17 protein-coding genes are annotated in these 18,608 nt (G+C 64.5%); 7 read left to right on the top strand and 10 right to left on the bottom strand.

The annotated features are described in order from the left end of the window. Nucleotides 1–18: 18 nt before the first annotated feature. Complete coding sequence (locus tag AB6Q56_RS10340; RefSeq protein ID WP_434516963.1) at nucleotides 19–1,428, top strand: sensor domain-containing diguanylate cyclase; 1,410 nt, start codon at nucleotides 19–21, stop codon at nucleotides 1,426–1,428. Here the strand turns inward: AB6Q56_RS10340 and AB6Q56_RS10335 are convergent. From AB6Q56_RS10335 to AB6Q56_RS10300, 8 genes are all read right to left on the bottom strand, one after another. After that, the gene (locus AB6Q56_RS10335; protein ID WP_434516962.1) at nucleotides 1,417–2,484 is read right to left on the bottom strand and encodes an RNA methyltransferase; all 1,068 of its coding nucleotides are present in this window, start codon (nucleotides 2,482–2,484) and stop codon (nucleotides 1,417–1,419) included. The genes AB6Q56_RS10340 and AB6Q56_RS10335 overlap by 12 nt on opposite strands. 33 nt (nucleotides 2,485–2,517) lie before the next feature. Beyond that, nucleotides 2,518–3,207, bottom strand: a complete 690-nt coding sequence (locus tag AB6Q56_RS10330; RefSeq protein WP_434516961.1) for an electron transport complex subunit E — start codon at nucleotides 3,205–3,207, stop codon at nucleotides 2,518–2,520. After that, nucleotides 3,204–3,866, bottom strand: a complete 663-nt coding sequence (rsxG, locus tag AB6Q56_RS10325) for an electron transport complex subunit RsxG (protein WP_434516960.1) — start codon at nucleotides 3,864–3,866, stop codon at nucleotides 3,204–3,206. Before rsxG ends, AB6Q56_RS10330 begins: the two co-directional genes overlap by 4 nt. Continuing rightward, entirely contained in the window at nucleotides 3,863–4,894 is a 1,032-nt protein-coding gene (locus tag AB6Q56_RS10320) for an RnfABCDGE type electron transport complex subunit D (RefSeq protein ID WP_434516959.1), read from the bottom strand. Before AB6Q56_RS10320 ends, rsxG begins: the two co-directional genes overlap by 4 nt. Continuing rightward, a complete protein-coding gene (gene rsxC / locus AB6Q56_RS10315) occupies nucleotides 4,894–6,624 on the bottom strand; it encodes an electron transport complex subunit RsxC (protein WP_434516958.1) in 1,731 nt (576 codons plus the stop codon). Before rsxC ends, AB6Q56_RS10320 begins: the two co-directional genes overlap by 1 nt. Then, a complete protein-coding gene (gene rsxB, locus AB6Q56_RS10310; RefSeq protein ID WP_434516957.1) occupies nucleotides 6,624–7,184 on the bottom strand; it encodes an electron transport complex subunit RsxB in 561 nt (186 codons plus the stop codon). The genes rsxC and rsxB overlap by 1 nt, the downstream gene beginning before the upstream one ends. Then, complete coding sequence (rsxA, locus tag AB6Q56_RS10305; protein WP_295007106.1) at nucleotides 7,184–7,768, bottom strand: electron transport complex subunit RsxA; 585 nt, start codon at nucleotides 7,766–7,768, stop codon at nucleotides 7,184–7,186. The genes rsxB and rsxA overlap by 1 nt, the downstream gene beginning before the upstream one ends. Before the next feature lie 72 nt (nucleotides 7,769–7,840). Continuing rightward, nucleotides 7,841–8,872, bottom strand: coding sequence for a quinone-dependent dihydroorotate dehydrogenase (locus tag AB6Q56_RS10300; RefSeq protein ID WP_434516956.1), 1,032 nt, complete (start codon nucleotides 8,870–8,872; stop codon nucleotides 7,841–7,843). A gap of 94 nt (nucleotides 8,873–8,966) precedes the next feature. Between AB6Q56_RS10300 and AB6Q56_RS10295 the strand changes: the two genes are divergently transcribed. From AB6Q56_RS10295 to AB6Q56_RS10270, 6 genes are all read left to right on the top strand, one after another. Then, nucleotides 8,967–9,443 carry an ankyrin repeat domain-containing protein gene (locus AB6Q56_RS10295; protein WP_434516955.1) on the top strand — a complete coding sequence of 159 codons (477 nt, stop codon included), beginning with the start codon at nucleotides 8,967–8,969 and terminating at the stop codon, nucleotides 9,441–9,443. Nucleotides 9,444–9,537: 94 nt separating this feature from the next. Next, complete coding sequence (locus tag AB6Q56_RS10290) at nucleotides 9,538–10,926, top strand: TolC family protein (RefSeq protein ID WP_434516954.1); 1,389 nt, start codon at nucleotides 9,538–9,540, stop codon at nucleotides 10,924–10,926. After that, nucleotides 10,923–12,137, top strand: coding sequence for an efflux RND transporter periplasmic adaptor subunit (locus tag AB6Q56_RS10285; RefSeq protein ID WP_434516953.1), 1,215 nt, complete (start codon nucleotides 10,923–10,925; stop codon nucleotides 12,135–12,137). Before AB6Q56_RS10290 ends, AB6Q56_RS10285 begins: the two co-directional genes overlap by 4 nt. Then, nucleotides 12,137–12,880: an ABC transporter ATP-binding protein gene (locus tag AB6Q56_RS10280; protein WP_434516952.1), complete on the top strand. Its 744-nt coding sequence runs from the start codon at nucleotides 12,137–12,139 to the stop codon at nucleotides 12,878–12,880. The genes AB6Q56_RS10285 and AB6Q56_RS10280 overlap by 1 nt, the downstream gene beginning before the upstream one ends. Next, a complete protein-coding gene (locus AB6Q56_RS10275; protein ID WP_434516951.1) occupies nucleotides 12,877–14,097 on the top strand; it encodes an ABC transporter permease in 1,221 nt (406 codons plus the stop codon). Before AB6Q56_RS10280 ends, AB6Q56_RS10275 begins: the two co-directional genes overlap by 4 nt. Beyond that, complete coding sequence (locus tag AB6Q56_RS10270) at nucleotides 14,094–15,344, top strand: FAD-dependent oxidoreductase (protein ID WP_434516950.1); 1,251 nt, start codon at nucleotides 14,094–14,096, stop codon at nucleotides 15,342–15,344. The genes AB6Q56_RS10275 and AB6Q56_RS10270 overlap by 4 nt, the downstream gene beginning before the upstream one ends. Before the next feature lie 390 nt (nucleotides 15,345–15,734). On the opposite strand, the gene AB6Q56_RS10265 is transcribed toward AB6Q56_RS10270, so the two are convergent. Next, nucleotides 15,735–16,775 carry a zinc-dependent alcohol dehydrogenase family protein gene (locus AB6Q56_RS10265; RefSeq protein WP_434516949.1) on the bottom strand — a complete coding sequence of 347 codons (1,041 nt, stop codon included), beginning with the start codon at nucleotides 16,773–16,775 and terminating at the stop codon, nucleotides 15,735–15,737. Nucleotides 16,776–17,155: 380 nt separating this feature from the next. Next, nucleotides 17,156–18,607 carry a PepSY domain-containing protein gene (locus AB6Q56_RS10260; RefSeq protein ID WP_434516948.1) on the bottom strand — a complete coding sequence of 484 codons (1,452 nt, stop codon included), beginning with the start codon at nucleotides 18,605–18,607 and terminating at the stop codon, nucleotides 17,156–17,158. Between the last annotated feature and the right edge of the window lies 1 nt (nucleotide 18,608).

Here is an 18,608-nt window from a genome sequence, read left to right as displayed (position 1 = left end):
AGAGAGGCCTGTTTCCTCATGCAGCACGCGAGCGCAAACAATGGTGTCGCACTGACCCAGTTGGTCGAGGGAAATCCGGTGGCGACCATCGTGATCGACGCGGATCATCAGGTTACCCACTGGAATCGCGCCTGTGCCATGCTGACCGGTGTCCCGGCAGCGGAAATGATCGGTCGTTCGGAGCAATGGCGCGCCTTTTACGATTCGGCTCGTCCGATCATGGCCGATCTGGTGGTCGATGGCGTGCTCGAAGACGGCGTCGACCGCTACTATCACGGCAAATTCTCGAAATCCGCGCTGATTCCCGATGCCTACGAAGCCGAGGATTTCTTTCCGGCTTTCGGCGAAGGCGGCCGCTGGCTGTTCTTTACCGCCGCAGCGTTGCGCGATGCTGACGGGCGGATCGTCGGCGCCATCGAAACCTTGCAGGACGTGACCGAGCGCCGGCGGGCCGAGGCCGCCTTGCGCGACAAGGAAGCTTACCTGGCGCAGGTGGTCGATGGATCGTCCGTCCCCACCATCGTGATCGATGCCGATCACGTGGTGACGCACTGGAACCGTGCCTGCGAGGCCTTGAGCGGGCTTCCGGCGAGCGAGGTGATCGGTACCCGCGATCATTGGAAGAGCTTCTACCCCGCTCAGCGCGCGATCCTTGCCGACTTGATCGTCGACGGCGTCGGGGAGCGCGAGGTCGACCGCCTGTACCACGGACGCTTCCGCGGCTCCTCCCTGATCAACGGCGGCTACGAAGCCGAGGATTTCTTTCCCAATGTCGGAAAAGGTGGCCGCTGGCTGTTCTTCACGGCTGCGCCATTGCGGAATGCGGATGGCAAGGTCATCGGCGCGATCGAGACCCTGCAGGACGTGACCGAGCGGCGGCGGGTCGAGGAGGCCTTGCGCGACAGCGAGGAACGCTATCGCTCCTTGAGCCAGACCGATCCGCTAACCGGACTGTTCAACTCGCGCCACATGCGCGAGGTGTTGCCGGTCGAGATCGATCGCACGACCCGCTACGGCCGGCCGTTGGCGATGCTGGCGCTGGACTGCGACAACTTCAAGGCCGTCAACGACAACCACGGCCACCTGGGCGGCGACCGGGTATTGCAAAGCCTGGCCAACGCCATCCATCAATGCCTGCGCCGTTCCGATTCGGCTTTTCGCTACGGCGGCGAGGAGTTCGTGGTGCTGCTGCCGGAAACCGATGGGCCGGCCGCGTTGCTGATCGCCGAGCGTCTGCGCGCGGCATTTGCTCAGGTGAGTACACCTTCGCCCACCGGCGAGGCCATTTCCTGCACGGTGAGCATCGGTGTGGCGCTCTGTCGTGCCGACGACAACGAAATGAGCTTGATGCGTCGTGCCGACGAGGCCTGCTACCGGGCCAAGCGGGCAGGAAAGAACCGGGTCGTCGAGGACGACTCAGGAGGCTGAGCCGCTTGCTGGCGAGATGGGACGGAGGGGGTGAATCGGCCGGGATTTCCGGGGCGTCTCCAGATTGCGGGCGCGCAGCTGTCCGCAGCCGCCGTCGACATCCTGCCCGGCCGAATTGCGTACCGTCGTCCGGATGCCGCGCGCGTGCAGGTAGCGTACCAGCGCGGTCACCCGTTCGACCGGTGGACGCCGATAGTCGAGCGCGGCGGTCGTGTTGTAGGGAATCAGGTTCATCAGCGCGTATTTTCCGGTCAGGAGCCGGACGATGCCGTCCATTTCCGCCTCGCTGTCGTTGACCCCTTCGATCAGGGTCCATTGGTACTGGATCGGGTAGCCCGTGTCGCGGGCATAGGCTTCGGCCAGTTCGACCAGTTCGTCGGGGTCGATCGGCGCCGCCTTGGGCAGCAGGGTACGGCGCAATTCGGGGCGCGTCGTATGCAGCGAAATGGCCAGGGCCGGGCGAACGCGCCCGGCAGGCAGGCGCTCGAAAACGCGGTGATCGCCGACGGTCGAGAAAACCAGGTTCTTGTGGCCGATGGCGCCATGGGTACCCAGGATGTCGATGGCTTCGAGCACGTTGTCGATATTGTGCGAGGGCTCGCCCATGCCCATGAAGACCACGCGGCTCACCTTGCGCTGGCGGCGGGCAAGAACCACCTGGGCGACCATTTCGCCGCTGTCCACCTGGCGCAGCAGGCCGTCGCGGCCGGTCATGCAGAAAGTGCAGCCGACCGCGCAACCGACCTGGGTCGAGATGCACAGGCCGTCGCGCGGGAGCAGAACGCTTTCCACCAACTGGCCGTCGCCGAGTTCGACGAGCAGGCGGGCGCCATCCTCGCCGGCATGCTCGGAACGGATGCGTGCCAGCCCGTTCAGCTGGGATGACAATCCGGGAAGGGCGTTGCGCAATCCAAGCGGGAGAAAGTCGGCAGCCGGCTGGTGGCGCGGCCCGCTGTCAAGCGCCTGGCCTTGCGTCCAGGCGCGCAGCACGCGGTCGGCATGGCAATCCTTGGCGCCGGCGGCGTACAGGGCTTGGCGGATGGTTTCGATACGCATGGGAAAAAACATGGGCCCCGCAGGGCCCGCGACTTAGTGGCAGCCGGCGGTGGCGACCGGGGTCGGCGGCTTCAGGCGGGCCCGTTCGGCCGCCTTGGCATCCATCCAGTTCTTCCAGGCGATCATGCAGCCGAGCAGGATGAAGGCGCCCGGTGGCAGCAGGGCGAGCAGGAAGCCTGGATAGCTTTCCGGCAAAACCTGGATCGGGTGCAGGCTGGGGAAGACCATGTCGATACCGCCGAACAGCGTGCCGCTACCGAGAAACTCGCGCATACCGCCAAGCAGGGCCAGCGTCCACAGCATGCCGACACCCATGAACACACCATCGAAGGTTGATTGCAGCGGCGGGTTCTTGGCGGCGAACGCCTCGACACGGGCGAGCACGATGCAGTTGGTGACGATCAGCGGAATGAAGATGCCGAGTACCAGGTAGAGCTCGTGCAGGTTGGCGTTGAACAGCAGGTCGATGACGGTGACCAGCGCAGCGACGATCAGGATGAAGACCGGGATGCGGATTTCGTGCGGAATCAGGTTGCGCAACGAGGCGACGGCGACGTTGGAGAGCGCCATGACGATGATTGTCGCCAGCGACAGCATGATGCCGTTCACCGCGTTGGTGGTCACGGCGAGCAGCGGACACAGGCCGAGGATCTGGGCGATCGAGGTGTTCTGCTTCCAGATGCCGTTGCCGGCGATGGTGCGGAATTCTTCGCGGGTGATCATTGGGCGCCTCCTTCGGCGAACAGGCGATCAAGATTGGCTGCGGCCCAGTGCGCCGCCTTGAGGGTGGCCTTGGTCACGGCGCGGGGGGTGACGGTGGCACCGGCGTAATAATCGATCTTGCCGCCATCCTTCTTCACCTTCCACTCTTTGTCGGTCACCTGGGCCAGCGACATGCCGGTGAATTGCGTGATCCACGGGCGAGCCTTGTTCTTGTCCTTCTTGACCTCGATGTAGTCGCCCAGACCCGGCGTTTCCTTGTGCTGGGTGACGCGGACGCCGGCTAGCTCGCCGTTGGCGCGGATGGCGACGATCAGGCGAATCTTGCCGGCGTAGCCGTCCTGGGCCACCGTCTCGAAAACCAGCGCCGCCGGCTGCCCGCCCAGGCGCGCGCGGTAGAGCGTCGACGGGTCGGCCAGGCCGAGTTCGGCGGTGGCCGGCAGGGCGACGGTATCGCTGAGCAGGTTGTTGTCGTACTCGCTGCGCGGTAGGACCTCGTCGACCAGCTTCATTTTTTCCTCGGCTGCCGAGGCTTCGATGGCTGGCTTGGTCCACAGGTAGGCACCGGACAGCAACCCGGTGAAGATGATGACGAAGATGAACAGAATGGCCGCTGTGCGAACGGCCATGCCGGAAGCGGTGAATTCGCGGGCCGCGCTCATGCCTCGCCTCCCTTGCCGTTGTCCTTCATGCCGAAGATGCGGGGCTGGGTGAGCAGGTCGATGACCGGTGCGCACAGGTTCATCAGCAGTACCGCGAAGGCGACGCCGTCCGGGTAGCCGCCGAAGACGCGGATGATATAGGCGAGCAGGCCGGCACCGGCACCGAAGATCAGCTTGCCGCGCGGCGTGGTGCAGCCGGAAACCGGATCGGTGGCAATGAAGAAGGCGCCGAGCATGGCGCCGCCGGACAGCAGGTGGAACAGCGGGCTGGCAAACTGGGCCGGGTTGACCAGCCACAGGGCGCCGGAAATGGCGACCAGCGAGGCGACGAAAGCGAACGGTACATGCCAGGTGATCAGCTTGCGCTGCCACATCCACAGTCCGCCGATCAGGTAGCCCAAGGCCACCCATTCCCAGCCGCGGCCGGCGAAATTGCCGTAGATGTCCTGATTGGCCAGCAAGGCGGCGACATCCTGGCTGCCTTCGCTCAGCTTGAGGGCCGTCTTCATGGCGTCGAGCGGGGTGGCGCCGGACAGCGCATCGACACGCGGCGCCAGACCGAGAATGACATTGATCTGGTCGGCCAGCGGCAGTTGCAGGCCGATGCTCGGCCACTGCGACATCAGCGCCGGAAAGGAGACGATGCAGATGGCGAAGGCGACCATCGCCGGATTGAACGGGTTCTGGCCGAGGCCGCCGTAGAGGTGCTTTGCGACGACGATGGCGAAGACGGTCCCGGTGGCGACCAGCCACCACGGCGCCAGCGGTGGGAAGGTCAAGGCGATCAGCCATGCGGTGACGATGGCCGAGCCATCGGACAAGAAGAGCGCCAGCGGCTTTTTCTGGATGCGCAGCATCGCCGTTTCGGCGATCAGTGCAGCCAACGAGGCGATGACCAGCTGGACCAGGATGGCCGGGCCAACCAGCCAGGCGTAGGCGGCGATGCCAGGCACCAGCGCGATGCAGACTTGCGTCATGACCTGGCTGACGCTGGTGTCCTTGAGCAGAAAGGGGGCGGGGGCGAACATTACTCGGATTTCTCGTTGGCCGGTGTTTCCGGCGAGGCCAGGCCCGCGGTGGCGCGCCGGGATTCGATTTCTTCGGCGGCGCGCTGCTGTTCCGGCGTCAGGTGGTCGGTATTTTTCGGCTGGGCGGCTTCACGCTGGGCCTTGGCGCGTTCCATGGCGGCCTGAATGGTCGCCAGTTTGGCGGCTTTTTCGGCATCGGCTGCCGACGGTGCTTCAGTCGGGGCCGGGGCTTCGGTCGCAGGCGCGGGGGCATTGTCGGCGGCAGCGGCTGCCGCAGCCTCGGCGGCCTTCTTGGCAGCCTGCGCGGCGGCGGCCTTGGCCAGTTTCTCTGCCTTTTCAGCCTTTTCGCGTTCCTCGCGGAACTGCTTGAACTCGAAACGCTCCTTGGCCTGGTCGGCGGCGTTTTTCTCGCGTTCGCGCGCCCAGATCTCGCTCTTGGCGAAGCGGAAATACTGGACCAGCGGTATGCGCGACGGGCAGACGAAGGAACAGCAACCGCATTCGATGCAATCGAAGATGTGATATTCCTGCGTTTTGCCGAAATTCTTGGCGCGCGAGAACCAGTACATCTCGAACGGCTGCAGTTCGTGCGGGCAGGCCTGGGCGCAGGAGCCGCAACGGATGCACGGCATTTCCGGCGCCTTGGGCGGGAACAGGCGCTCGGAATGAGCGATCAGGCAATTGGTCGCCTTGACCACCGGCACACCCGGCTCGGGAACCAGGAAGCCCATCATCGGGCCGCCCATGACGATGCCGTCGGTGTCCGGGTGCGGCGTCGCCAGCTTGAGCAGTTCGTCCATCGGCGTGCCGATCAGGACTTCGTAATTGCGCGGCTCGTGCACGTTGCCGGTGATCGTCACCAGGCGCGACACGACCGGCTCACCGTGGGCGATGGCACGCCATGCGGTGTAAGCGGTGGCGACGTTGAAGCACTGGACCCCGAGATCGGTCGAGCGCTTGCTGGCCGGGACTTCCTTGCCAGTCAGCACGCGGATGAGCTGCTTGGCGCCGCCGGCCGGGTAGAGCGTCGGTACCGTGATGACCTCGAAGTGTTCGCCAACGGCCTTGACGGCGGCACGCATAGCTTCGGCGGCTTCCGGCTTGTTGTCCTCGATGCCGATCAGCACCTTCTTCGGTTGCAGCAGGTCGCGGAAGATGCCGACGCCGCGCACGACTTCCTCGGCGCGCTCGCGCATCAGCAGATCGTCGCAGGTGATGAAGGGCTCGCATTCGGCGCCGTTGATCACCATCTCTTCCATCGGCACCGTCTTCGAGGCGGTCAGCTTGCCGTGAGTCGGGAAAACCGCGCCGCCGAGACCGACCACGCCGGCCTGCTGCAGGCGTTCGCGGACCTGCTCGGGTGTCAACGCCTTGTAGTCGATCGGCTCGCGGGCAATCCACGCGTCCTTGCCGTCCGGTTCGATGACCACGCACATCGCATCAAGGCCTGACGGATGCGGTTGGACATGCATGGCGACCTCGACAACCGTGCCTGAAGTCGGGGCATGGACGGCGGCGGATATCCAGCCGTCGGCCTCGCCGATCAGTTGGCCCTTCAGCACCTTGTCGCCTGCCTGGACGACAGGACGCGGCGTGCCGCCGATGCTCTGGTGCAGCGGCACGACCAGGCGCGACGGCAGGGGCGCGACGGCGATCGGCTTGCCGAGCGACTGCGTCTTGTTGGTCGGCGGTTTGACGCCACCCTTGAACTTGAACAGGTTCATCAGCATCAGGCAGCCTCTTTCATTGGAGCGGCCTTGATTTCAACGACCGGGTATTTCCATTTCCAGCTGTCGATGTTTTCGGCAATGACTTCCATGTGGATGCATTCGACCGGGCAGGGCGGCAGGCAGAGTTCGCAACCGGTGCATTGCTGGCCGATGATGACGTGCATCTGCTTGGCGGCGCCGATGATGGCGTCGACCGGACAGGCCTGGATGCAAAGCGTGCAGCCAATGCAGGTGTTCTCGTCGATGACGGCGAGCTGTTTCGGTTTTTCCTCGGCGTCGAGCGGCTTGACTTCGCGGCCGAGCAGATCGGCCAGGCGCTGCACACCTTCGGTACCGCCCGGTGGGCACTTGTTGATTTCCTCGCCGTTGGCGATGGCTTCGGCGTAGGGCTTGCAGCCCGGGTAGCCGCACTGGCCGCATTGGGTTTGCGGCAGGATGGCCTCGATCTTTTCGATCAGTGGGTCACCCTCGACCTTGAACTTGATCGAGGCGAAGCCGAGCGCGGCGCCGAGCACGACGGCGCCGAGGGCCATGATGGCGATGGCGAGGAGGATGTCCATTACTGATATTTGTCCAGGCCGGCAAAGCCCATGAAGGCGAGGGCCATCAGGCCGGCGGTGACCATGGCGATGGCGACGCCGCGGAAGTGGACGGGGACGTCGGCGCCTTCGATGCGTTCGCGAATGCCGGCGAAGAGGATCAGCACCAGCGAGAAGCCGACAGCACTGCCGGCACCGAAGAGCAGCGAATCGACAAAGTTGTAGCCGTTGGCGATGTTGAGCAGCGGCACGCCGAGCACGGCGCAGTTGGTGGTGATCAGCGGCAGGTAAATGCCCAGCGTCTGTTGCAGCGCCGGCGAGGTCTTGGCGATGACCATCTCGGTCAGCTGGACGATGGCGGCGATGGTGACGATGAAGGACAGCGTGCGCAGGTATTCCAGCCCGAACGGCATCAACAGGTAATGGTCGATGATGTAGCTGGCGCCGGTCGCCATGGTCAGCACGAAGGTCGTCGCGGCGCCCATGCCATAGGCGGTTTCCAGCTTCTTGGAAACGCCCATGAAGGGACAAAGACCGAGAATCTTCACCAGCACGACGTTGTTGACCAACACCGCGCCGACGAGAATGAAGAGATAGTGGCTCATGATTTAGGCAAGCGTGAGGCGCGTATTATCGAATTTTGCTGCAGTGCAAACAACCGCGCGCCCCTTATGGCCTTATGCGTTTTTCTTGCGCAGCATGATAGCGAGCGTGTCTGCCACCTCGCTGACCAGCTCTGGGCCGCGATAGATGAAACCGCTGTAGAACTGGACCAGTGACGCGCCGGCCTTGATCTTTTCGGCCGCATCCTCGCCGCCCATGATGCCGCCGACGCCGATGATCGGCAGTTCGCCGGCCAGGGCCGTGGACAGCTTCTTCAGGACATCGGTCGATTTGCGGAAGACCGGGGCACCGGACAGACCGCCGGTCTCGGCGGCGTTGGTCAGACCCTCGACGCCTTCGCGCGACAGCGTGGTGTTGGTGGCGATCACCGCGTCGAAGCGGTGGCGGCGCAGCGCGTCGGCGATGGCGGTGATCTGCTCGTCGTCGAGATCGGGGGCGATCTTGAGCGCCATCGGCACATACTTGCCGTTCTTGTCGGCCAGTTGCAGCTGCCGGGCCTTGAGCTGCGACAGCAGGTCGTCGAGCGCCTCGTCCTTCTGCAATTCGCGCAGGTTCTTGGTGTTCGGTGACGAGATGTTGACCGTGACGTAGCTGGCGTCGTTATAGACCTTGTCCAGGCAGATCAGGTAGTCGTCGGCGGCCTTTTCGATAGGCGTCGTCGCGTTCTTGCCGATGTTGATGCCGAGAATGCCGCCTTTTTTCGGGAACTCGGCGGCGCGGACGTTTTCCAGCAGCTTGTCGACACCGGCATTGTTGAAACCCATGCGGTTGATGATGCCCTGCGCTTCCGGGATACGGAACAGGCGCGGCTTCGGATTGCCATCCTGCGGGCGCGGCGTGATGGTGCCGATCTCGATGAAGCCGAAGCCGAGCCGGGCCAGGCCGTCGATGTGGTCGCCGTTCTTGTCCAGACCGGCGGCGAGGCCAACCGGATTCGGGAATTTCAGGCCCATGACCTCGACCGGGCAAGACGCGACCGGCTTGGCCATCAGGCAGGCGGCGCGATCGATGCCCATCATGCCGATGCCGTGCGCGGTTTCGGCGTCGAGGGAGAAGAAGAATTTGCGGATGAGTGGATAGAGCATAACCCCGCATTTTACCAGTATTGACTGGACAATTCGGCTGAAAATCACGGTGTTAAACTACGCACATCTTAATGTTTCGGAAATCATGCTCCCGATGGAACTGCTGAAAGCCATTCGTGCCGGTCGTCTCAAAGATGTGCAGGCAGCTCTCGATGCCGGAGCCGCCATCGACGACGAGGGGCAGCCCGGATTCATGCTCGGCATGGCCTGCTTCCTGGGGCATGTGGAGATCGTGCGTGCCCTGGTGGCGCGCGGTGCGCAGGTCAATGCTGTCGACAATGCGGCAGTGACGGCGCCGCTGGCGATGGCTGTCCGGGGCAAGCACAAGGAGGTCGTGCGCACCCTGGTCGAGCTCGGGGCGCAGGTTCCGGACGGCATGGCGGTCGGTCTCGGCGAACAGGAGCTGAAGGCTGCGCAGTGGGTCGCCTTCCGGGATGGTTACGCCAAGCTGGACGATGCCGATGCCGTGATATCCGGCGAAGTCGAGGAAATCCACTTTGCCCGCCCCAGTCATGTCGATACGCAGGTGCTGGAGGCCGAGGCCTTGCGCGCCGTGCTCGGCAAGGATTGATTTGCACGCTTGCGCATCCTGATCGCGTGCCGGAGAGCGTTTTCTAAACAATCAGTAACAACTTTTTATCGGCGTCGAGGCTAAACTGCCGGCCATGCGAAATTTCGGAACGTTTCTGCTTCTTGCCGTGGCCGCGCTGTCCGTGCGGGCAGGCGGTCTGGACGACCCGCTGGACACGGCCGGGCAGCTGCCGCTGAAGCCGTCGTCGCGCTTGATGGCGCGGGTCGGCGAGGCGCCTTGCGCGACGGCCCTGCCAAGTACTCCGCTGACGGCCGTCGATGCGGTGGATCTGATGCTGTGCAACCACCCGCAAACCCGCGAAGTCTGGGCTTCGGCCAGGGCGCAGGCGGCGCTGCTCGGCGTCGCCCGGGCGGGCTGGTTGCCGACCTTGTCCGGAACGGCGTCGACAACACGCTTCGAGTACCGGAACACGGCCTATACCCGCGATGCCGCAGCGGTGACGCTGTCGTGGCTGCTCTACGATTTTGGCCAGCGCTCGGCCAACGTCGAGAATGCCGGGCAATTGCTGGCGGCAGCGGCGGCAACGCAGGATGCGACGGTGCAGACGCTGTTCCTGAATGCCCTGCAGACCTACTATTCCGCGCAGGCCACGCAGGCTGCGGTGACATCGGCGCTGCAGGCCGAGCGTTCCGCCCGCGAAAGCTACCAGGCGGCGGAGGCGCGCTACAGCGTCGGCGTCGCCACGCCGGCCGACCGGCTGCAGGCGCAGACCGCGCTGTCGCAGGCAACCTTGAATCGGATCAAGGCCGAGGGCGACGCCCGCAATGCGCTGGGCGCCCTGGCCAATGCCCTTGGTTTCGGCGCCCAGCAGTCCATCGCGCTCGCCGAGCCACCGACCTTGCCGGCCGGCGTGAGCTTCCAGAAGGAAGTCGATGCCCTGATCGCCGAGGCCCAGGGGCGGCGTCCCGACCTCAAGGCGGCCGAGGCGCAGCTCAGGGCGGCGCAGGCCAGCGTCGACCTGGCGCGGGCGCAGGGGCGGCCGACCATTTCCCTTGGCGCCGGGCCGACCTGGCAGGAATCGGCTGGCGTTACCCAGCAGGGCGGTAGCCTCGGGCTGACGCTCAACGTGCCGATTTTTTCCGGTTTCGACACCACCTACCGCGTGCGCTCCGCCGCCGCCCAGGTGGACGTCCGCGAAGCCCAGCGCGACCGCATCCGCAACCAGGTCGCGCTCGATGTGTGGAAGGCCTACCAGAGCCTGACAACGGCAACGCAAAGCCTGCAGACGACGGCCGATCTGGTGGCCAGCGCCGAGCAGTCGGAGCGCGTGGCGCTCGGACGCTACAAGGCCGGCGTCGGCACCATCCTCGACGTGCTGGCTGCCCAGTCGGCCCTGGCCAGCGCCCGCCTGCAACGCATCCAGGCGCAACTCGACTGGAACGTCTATCGCGCCACGCTGGCCCAGTCGGTCGGGGCGCTCGATTACACGCTGCTGCAACCGGCGGCGGAAGGAAGACCATGAAACATCTCGGCAAGACTTTGATCGGCGTCGCTGTCGTCGCGGCATTGGCGGGGGGCGGCTACTGGTTTGTCCAGCAGCGCGCTGCGCAAAATCCCGAAACCCGCTACAAGTTCGCGACCGTTGAAAAAGGCGATGTCACGCAGACCGTGTCGGCCAATGGCACCTTGACCCCGCTGGTGCTGGTCAATGTCGGCACGCAGGTATCCGGTACGGTGCGGAAGCTGTACGTCGATTTCAATTCCAAGGTCAGCGCCGGCCAGAAACTGGTCGAACTCGACCAGTCGCTGCTGCAGACCGTGGCCCGCCAGAGCCAGGCGAACGTGGTGAATGTCCAGACCTCCTACGATCTGGCCAAGGCCAACGAGGCCCGGATGCGTGCGCTGCTCGACAAGGAGTACATTTCCCGCCAGGACTACGACCAATCCCTGCAGAGCCTCAAGTCGGCCCAGGCCCAACTGCTACAGGCCAAGGCGGCGGCGGACAAGGATCAGGTCAACCTCGGTTACTCGGTCATCACCTCGCCGGTTTCGGGCGTTGTCGTCGCCCGCCTGGTCGACATCGGGCAGACGGTGGCGGCCAGCTTCCAGACGCCGACGCTGATCCAGATCGCCCAGGACCTGACCAAGATGGCGATCGATACCAGCTTTGCCGAAGCCGACATCGGCAATATCAAGGAAGGCATGCCGGTACGCTTCACCGTCGATGCCTTCCCGAACCGCAGTTTCCAGGGCGTCGTGCAGCAGATCCGCCTGAATCCGACCAATACGCAGAACGTCGTTACCTACAACGTGCGCATCAATGTCGATAACCCGGAACTGGTTCTCCTGCCGGGCATGACGGCGTATGTCAGCATCGGCGTGCAGAAGCGGCCGGGTGCCTTGCTGGTGCCGAATGCGGCGCTGCGCTTCAAGCCGGCGGATGCCGCGGGCAAGAAGGAGAGCGATGCCGGCAAGCCGGCGGGCGGCGGTCAGGGCAATGGCGCGCCGGTCGGCGGGCAGGGCGGCAAGGCCAAGAAGCGCGACAGCCAGAGCGGCACGGTCTATGTGCTGGCTGAAGGCGAGATCAAACCGCTGACCGTGCAGATCGGCATCACCGACAACCGCAATACCGAAATCGTCAGTGGCGAGTTGAAGGAAGGCGATCGCATCGTCACCGGCGAGAACAGCAACGGCGACAAGAAACCGTCGTCGGTCGGCATGCGGATGTTCTGATGGCCGAGTCGGTTATCCGGGTCGCCGGTCTCGGCAAATCCTACGAAACCGCGGCCGGTCTCTTCCCGGCGCTGAAGGGCGTTGACCTTGAAATCCGCCCCGGCGAGTTCATCGCCATCATGGGACCGTCCGGCTCGGGCAAGTCGACCTTCATGAACCTGCTCGGCTGCCTCGATACGCCGACGGTCGGTGACTATTTCCTGGCCGGCGAGAACGTCGCGCACATGGACAAGGACGCGCTGGCACTGCTGCGCAACCGTACACTGGGGTTCGTCTTCCAGGGCTTCAACCTGCTGCCGCGCATGAGCCTGCAAGACAACGTCGCGCTGCCGCTGGTCTATGCCGGCGTCGACCGCGAGACACGCCGGGCGCGGGCACGCGAACTGCTCGCCAAGGTCGGGCTGGGCAAGTACGCCGAATCGCTGCCCAACCGCATTTCCGGCGGCCAGCAGCAGCGCGTGGCGATTGCCCGGGCGCTGGTCAATACACCGCGCCTGATCCTCGCCGACGAGCCGACCGGCAACCTCGACAGCCATACCAGCGAGGAAATCATGCGCCTGTTCGAAGAATTGAACGGCGAAGGCATCACCATCGTGCTGGTCACCCACGAACCGGACATCGCCGCCCACTGCAAGCGCCAGGTGCGCTTCCTCGACGGGCAGATCGTCAGCGACCAATCGACCGCCCGGCTTGCGACGCGAGGCGCTCACGAAGGCGCGCTATCCGGAGAGGAAGCATCATGATCCATCCGATGCTCGGCGAAGCCTGGCTGGCGATGGGTGCCAACCGCCTGCGCACGGCGCTGACCATGCTCGGCATGGTGATCGGCGTCGGCGCCGTGGTAATCATGATGGCGATCGGCCAGGGCGCGCAGTATGCCGTGCAGCAGACGATCAGCACCATGGGCTCGAACCTGTTCATCGTCCTGTCGGGCTCCTTCACCGCCTCCGGCGTGCGCAGCGGCTCGGCTGGCGCGCCGACGCTCAACGTCGCCGACGCCAACGCCATTGCCGAACTCGATGGCGTGGTCAATGTCGCGCCCACCCACCAGGGCACGCGGCAACTGGTCTATGGCTCGCAGAACTGGAGCTCGCAGGTATTCGGCACGACGCCGGAGTATCTCGACGCGCGGGCTTGGAGCATCGCCCATGGCGCTGCCTTCGGCGACTCCGACGTGCGCTCGGCGACGCGGGTGGCGATCATCGGCAAGACGGTGGCCGAGAACCTGTTCGGCGACGACGATCCGGTCGGTAAGACCATGCGCATCCAGCAGAATCCGTTCATCGTCATCGGCGTGCTCGGCAGCAAGGGACAGAACCTCGACGGCCGTGACCAGGACGACACCGTGATCATTCCGCTCACCACCGCCCAGCGCAAGGTGTTCGGCACCCCCTTCCTCGGTTCGGTGCGCATGATCATGGTGCAGGCCGAATCGGCCGAAACCATGCAGCGTACGATGGACAGCGTGACCGCGCTGCTGCGCCAGCGCCACCGCCTGCGCGAGGGCATGCCCGACGACTTCTTCATGCGCAACCTGTCGGCCGCCGCCGAATCGGAAGCCGAAACGACGCGCACCATGTCCATCCTGCTCGGTGCCATCGCCTCCATTTCGCTGCTCGTCGGCGGTATCGGCATCATGAACATCATGCTCGTGTCGGTGACCGAACGGACGCGCGAAATCGGTATCCGCATGGCCATCGGCGCCCGCCAGAAGGATATCCTCAGCCAGTTCCTGCTCGAAGCGGTGATGATCTCCTTCGCCGGCTGCCTGCTCGGCCTGTTGCTCGGCCTCGGCATCGCGCTCGCCATCAATGCCTTCACCGGCATGGTCATCGTCATTTCCGGCAGCGCCGCCATGATCGCCTTCCTCGTCGCGGCCGGCGTCGGCATTTTCTTCGGCTGGTATCCGGCGCAGAAGGCGGCGCGGCTGGACCCCATAGAGGCCTTGCGCTACCAATGACCAACCGTCGCCAGTTCCTGCTTGCAGCCGGGCTTCTGTCGCTGTTGCCCCCGGTTTTCGCCGCCAATCGGCGGGTCGTCATCGTCGGCGGCGGCTGGGGCGGCCTGGCGGCGGCCAGCCAACTGCGGCAACTGGTGCCCGAACTGGAAGTCACGCTGGTCGACCGCCAGCCGGCCTTCATGTCCTTCGCCCTGAGCAATCGCTGGCTGGTCGAGGCGGGGGCGGCCCCTTGGGCGCGCCACGATTACGCCGGGCTGGCAAAAAAGCACGGCTATCGTTTTGTGCAAGGCGACGTGACCGAGGTCGCTATCGCCCAGCGCAACGTGGTGACCACCCATGGAGTCCTCCCTTACGACTGGCTGGTGCTGGCGCCCGGCATCCGCGAAAACTGGTCGGCCTGGCAGGTTGAAGACCCGCAGGCGATTGCCGAGTTGCGACGCCGCCATTCCGGCGTCATGCAGTCGGCAGCCGACCTGCCGGCCCTCAAGCAGCGCCTCGCCAACTTCAAGGGCGGCGACCTGCTGATGACCATCCCGCCGGCGCCTTTCCGCTGCCCGCCGGCGCCCTACGAGCGCGCCCTGTTCATCGCCTGGTGGCTGAAGACGCAGAAGATCCCCGGCAAGCTGGTCATCATCGACCCCAACCCGATGATGCCGGCCTTCCGCAACATCCTGCTCGACCGCTACAAGGATCAGGTTACCTACCTCGACCACGCCAAGGTGCGCAGCGTCGATCTGGTGCGCCAATCGGTCTCTACCGATATCGACGACATCCGCTTCGACGAAGCCTTGCTATGCCCGCCCCAGCAGGCAGCCGACGTGCTCTGGCAGTCCGGCCTGATCCGGCCTGAGGAAGGCGGCAAGCCCAGTGGCTGGGCGGCACAGGGCGCCACCGATTTCCGCAGCGCCGCCGATGGGCGCGTATTCGTGATCGGCGATGCCGCCGGGCTGGTCTCGCCGCAATTCGGCTACTTCCCGAAAACCGGCCAGGTCGCCAGCCGCATGGGCCAGGCCGTCGCCCGCCAGATCGCGGCGCAGGCCGCCGGCAAGCCCCAAACCCCGCTGCTGCCCGAAAGCGTCTGCCACGTGACGAGCAGCATCGAGCCGCTCGAAAACATCCGCATCGATACCAGCTATCGCGACCGGGGCGATGGCTTTCTGATCCAGACCGTCAAGCAGACCCGCAATCCCAACCCAGCCGGCGAGGATGCCGCCTGGGCGGCGGCGATGTATCGGGAGTTTCTTTAAACGTCGGTCTATCAATATATGGCAGCGAACCGGGGGCTAAAGTGAAGCGATATCACTACGACTCTCTCGACCAACTCAAAGCCCGCTTGCAGGCCATTTGACGGCCTACAACTTCGCCCAAGAGTTGCAGACCCTCAAGGGTCTTATTCCTTACGAGTGCCTCTGCAAAACCTGGGCAACAGCACTTGACACCATTAACCGCCCCCTGCCTACCGTGGGACTAAACACCCAGAGTCAGACGCTACGCAATTTCGGGGTGGGGCGTCGCCACCAACCTGAATGCGATCTGACCATCCGGGAACCGTCAAAGCAGGTAACCGTCAGATCAGGCCGCGACTTCTTCAGCTAGGTGACGCCCTAGCCAACATTGGCATTTGCCTAGCGGATTGCTCACTCCGTGCTGATCACTACCTTGAGCGCTTTGCTCTTCGCAGCGCTGCCAAATGTCTCGTAGGCATCCAACACCTGATCCAGTGTGTAGCGGTGGGTGATCAGTTGAGAAGGATCGAGTTTCTTTGCAGCGACTGTCCTTAGCAGCATGCTGGTTGTCGCTGTATCCACCAGACGGGTGGTAATTGCGATGTTATGTGCCCACAGTGTCTCAAGATGCAGATCAACCTTGGCTCCATGTACGCCGACGTTGGCGATGACACCACCTGCCGCGACGATGTTCTCGCAGATAGTGAATGTCGCAGGTATCCCGACCGCTTCGATCGCCGTATCGACGCCTTGGCCGCCTGTCAGGGCCTTGACTGCTGAGGCTGCTTTGCCATCGGCGCTATTCACCGTGTCCGTTGCCCCAAATCGCCTGGCAACCTCCAGACGATTTTCGTCAAGGTCGACAACAATAATTTTCGCCGGTGAATAGAAATGGGCCGTGAGTAGTGCCGCCAAGCCAACCGGACCGGCGCCGACAATGGCTACCGTCGCCCCGGGTTGCACCTTGCCGTTGAGCACGCCACATTCGAATCCAGTGGGCAGGATGTCGCTGAGCATGACCAGCGCCTCTTCATCCGCACCGGGCGGAATCGGATACAGGCTGGTATCGGCATGGGGTATCCGGGCGTATTCCGCCTGGGTTCCATCAATCATGTGGCCGAGTACCCAGCCGCCGGTCGTGCAATGGGAGTACATGCCTTTGCGGCAGAATTCGCACTTGCCACAACTACTGATGCACGAGATCAGGACGCGATCCCCCGGCTTGAATGTCGTCACTCCGCTACCAACCGATTCCACGATGCCTACGCCTTCGTGACCGAGGATGGTACCCGGGGTGCATGTCGGGACGTCGCCCTTCAGGATATGAAGATCGGTTCCGCAGATTGTCGTCTTGGTAACGCGAACTATCGCATCCGTCGCATCCTTAACAATCGGCTTGGGCCGTTGTTCTAGGCTCTTTTTGCCTGGGCCACCATAAACTAATGCCTTCATCGGTCTTTCCTCCGTTGACAGAATCGTGTTGAAAAAAAGCGTTCATGAGCGAGCCGCCCGTCTCAAGCAATCAATGCCCGTGCCAGGTCGATCCTCTTTGGCATCAAGCGCCCAACCGTATGAATAATCAGCAAGTTCAACAGATACCGTAAATTTCTGGTTCTTACGCCAGTCCGGTTTGCGGACATACTGTCCGGTCATAGTGTTCGAATATCGAACACCATTGAGGGAAATGGCGGATTTTGTCGATCCGTTCTTGCCGTGGTGTTTACCGGCAGATGCGCGCTTAACGACTGACCAAGGCCAATCAATAGGCCAACGGCCGTATTGACCAAAGTTTCGTCTCTGGTCGTACCAACAGGCTTCAGGCCGCTAAAGCGCTATTCCTGCCCTCCACGCTTCACGCTCAGCCGATGCCACGCCAGCATCACCCCAGTCAGGGTCAGTCCGAAGCCGAGCAGGGACAGGGCGATGATGAGGCCGTCGCGCAGCATCGGGCGGGCGACCAGGGGGGCGAGGTCGAGGCGGTGCAGGGCTTGGTAGAGCCAGCGGTGGGCGCTATCGCGGCGGTCGCGGTAGTGCGCGATGCGGCCGCTGCTGGGGGCGATGTAGAAGGTGCTGCGGTCGGCGTCGGCGAAGCGTAGGCGGAGGACGGGGAAATCGCGGGGGCTGTGGCGCAGCGGGAAGTAGTGTTCGTCGGCGGTGGTCAGCCAGTCGGAGTCGAAGCTGACGCCGGGGCGTAGGGCGGGGGCGGCGGCCTCGATGTCGGCGCGGGTGAGGGCACTCGTCGGCGGTGTGTCGGTGCCGCTCAGGCTGCTCGTGCCATCTCCCTTGCTTTGGCGGATCAGCGTTTTGCCGGCGAAGAGCAGCCATTCGGCGGAGCGGGTATCGGCATCGATGCGGGGCAGGGCGTGGAGCGCTGCGGGCGTCAAGGCGCCGCCGGCGAGCCGCCGGGCGTCTTCGCGCGACATGCCGTTGCTGCTGGCCAGGCCGAACGGCGCGAGCGACAGCCAGCCGCTGAGCAGCCAGGTCAGCACAAAGACGCCGCCACACAGGCCGAGGAGGTGGTGGTAGCGCTTCCATCCGCTGCGATAGGGCGTCAGCCGTCCGCCGGGATAGCGCCGGCGCCAGCGCAGGCGTTGCCAGCCGAGCCAGATGCCGCCGACGGCGAGCAGCAGGGCGACGAAGCTGGCGTACAGCACGGTATTGCGCCATAGCGGCTGCTGCATGCGCAAGGGGGTGAAATAGAGCCAGTGGACGACGCTGCCCAGGTAGTTCCACAGCCGCTCGCCGCGGCTGGTGTCGAGCACGACGGCGCCGTCGCGTTGCGAAACGTAGATGTCGCGGCCGTCGGTCAGTTCGACACGGAAGAACGGCCGCCGCGCATCATGGCTGCGATAGACAGTCCATTGGTCGTAATCGACCGGCGTTACCGTGTCGACCGTGCCGCCACGGGCGAAGCGCAGCGCGCTGCGGGTGGCGGCGTCGGGGTCGATGCCGGCGATCACCGAGCCGTCGTCGGCATGCACGGCGGACCACCGCCCGCCGCTCAGGAAGCGGTAGGCAGGGCGGCCGCTTTCGGCGTCGAGGCGGACGGACTCCGGCCAGCCCGGCTGCCTGAGCGACCGCCAGGCAGCCAGCGGGGGCAGCTTGACGCTGTCGGCGGCAATCGCCGGCAGGGCGGCGAGGCGTTCCTGTTCCGTGAGTTGGGGACGGGCGACAAAGAGCATGACGACCCCGGAAACGAACCAGCACAGCACCAGCCAACCCAGTGCCATGCCGAGCCAGCGGTGGCCGAGATGCAGCCAGCGTGTCAGCGTCGCCCCCGCCATG

The organism is Dechloromonas sp. ARDL1, assembly GCF_051122455.1.
Taxonomy (GTDB): Bacteria; Pseudomonadota; Gammaproteobacteria; order Burkholderiales; family Rhodocyclaceae; genus Azonexus.
Note: the sequence above shows the minus strand (reverse complement) of the source record. Positions and strands in the feature narration are given on the sequence as shown.

Coding starts and splice junctions, on each gene's coding strand:
- AB6Q56_RS10340 (WP_434516963.1), top strand. CDS start 19: ATGCAGCACGCGAGCGCAAACAATGGTGTCGCACTGACCCAGTTGGTC.
- AB6Q56_RS10335 (WP_434516962.1), bottom strand. CDS start 2,484: ATGCGTATCGAAACCATCCGCCAAGCCCTGTACGCCGCCGGCGCCAAG.
- AB6Q56_RS10330 (WP_434516961.1), bottom strand. CDS start 3,207: ATGATCACCCGCGAAGAATTCCGCACCATCGCCGGCAACGGCATCTGG.
- rsxG (WP_434516960.1), bottom strand. CDS start 3,866: ATGAGCGCGGCCCGCGAATTCACCGCTTCCGGCATGGCCGTTCGCACA.
- AB6Q56_RS10320 (WP_434516959.1), bottom strand. CDS start 4,894: ATGTTCGCCCCCGCCCCCTTTCTGCTCAAGGACACCAGCGTCAGCCAG.
- rsxC (WP_434516958.1), bottom strand. CDS start 6,624: ATGCTGATGAACCTGTTCAAGTTCAAGGGTGGCGTCAAACCGCCGACC.
- rsxB (WP_434516957.1), bottom strand. CDS start 7,184: ATGGACATCCTCCTCGCCATCGCCATCATGGCCCTCGGCGCCGTCGTG.
- rsxA (WP_295007106.1), bottom strand. CDS start 7,768: ATGAGCCACTATCTCTTCATTCTCGTCGGCGCGGTGTTGGTCAACAAC.
- AB6Q56_RS10300 (WP_434516956.1), bottom strand. CDS start 8,872: ATGCTCTATCCACTCATCCGCAAATTCTTCTTCTCCCTCGACGCCGAA.
- AB6Q56_RS10295 (WP_434516955.1), top strand. CDS start 8,967: ATGGAACTGCTGAAAGCCATTCGTGCCGGTCGTCTCAAAGATGTGCAG.
- AB6Q56_RS10290 (WP_434516954.1), top strand. CDS start 9,538: ATGCGAAATTTCGGAACGTTTCTGCTTCTTGCCGTGGCCGCGCTGTCC.
- AB6Q56_RS10285 (WP_434516953.1), top strand. CDS start 10,923: ATGAAACATCTCGGCAAGACTTTGATCGGCGTCGCTGTCGTCGCGGCA.
- AB6Q56_RS10280 (WP_434516952.1), top strand. CDS start 12,137: ATGGCCGAGTCGGTTATCCGGGTCGCCGGTCTCGGCAAATCCTACGAA.
- AB6Q56_RS10275 (WP_434516951.1), top strand. CDS start 12,877: ATGATCCATCCGATGCTCGGCGAAGCCTGGCTGGCGATGGGTGCCAAC.
- AB6Q56_RS10270 (WP_434516950.1), top strand. CDS start 14,094: ATGACCAACCGTCGCCAGTTCCTGCTTGCAGCCGGGCTTCTGTCGCTG.
- AB6Q56_RS10265 (WP_434516949.1), bottom strand. CDS start 16,775: ATGAAGGCATTAGTTTATGGTGGCCCAGGCAAAAAGAGCCTAGAACAA.
- AB6Q56_RS10260 (WP_434516948.1), bottom strand. CDS start 18,607: ATGGCGGGGGCGACGCTGACACGCTGGCTGCATCTCGGCCACCGCTGG.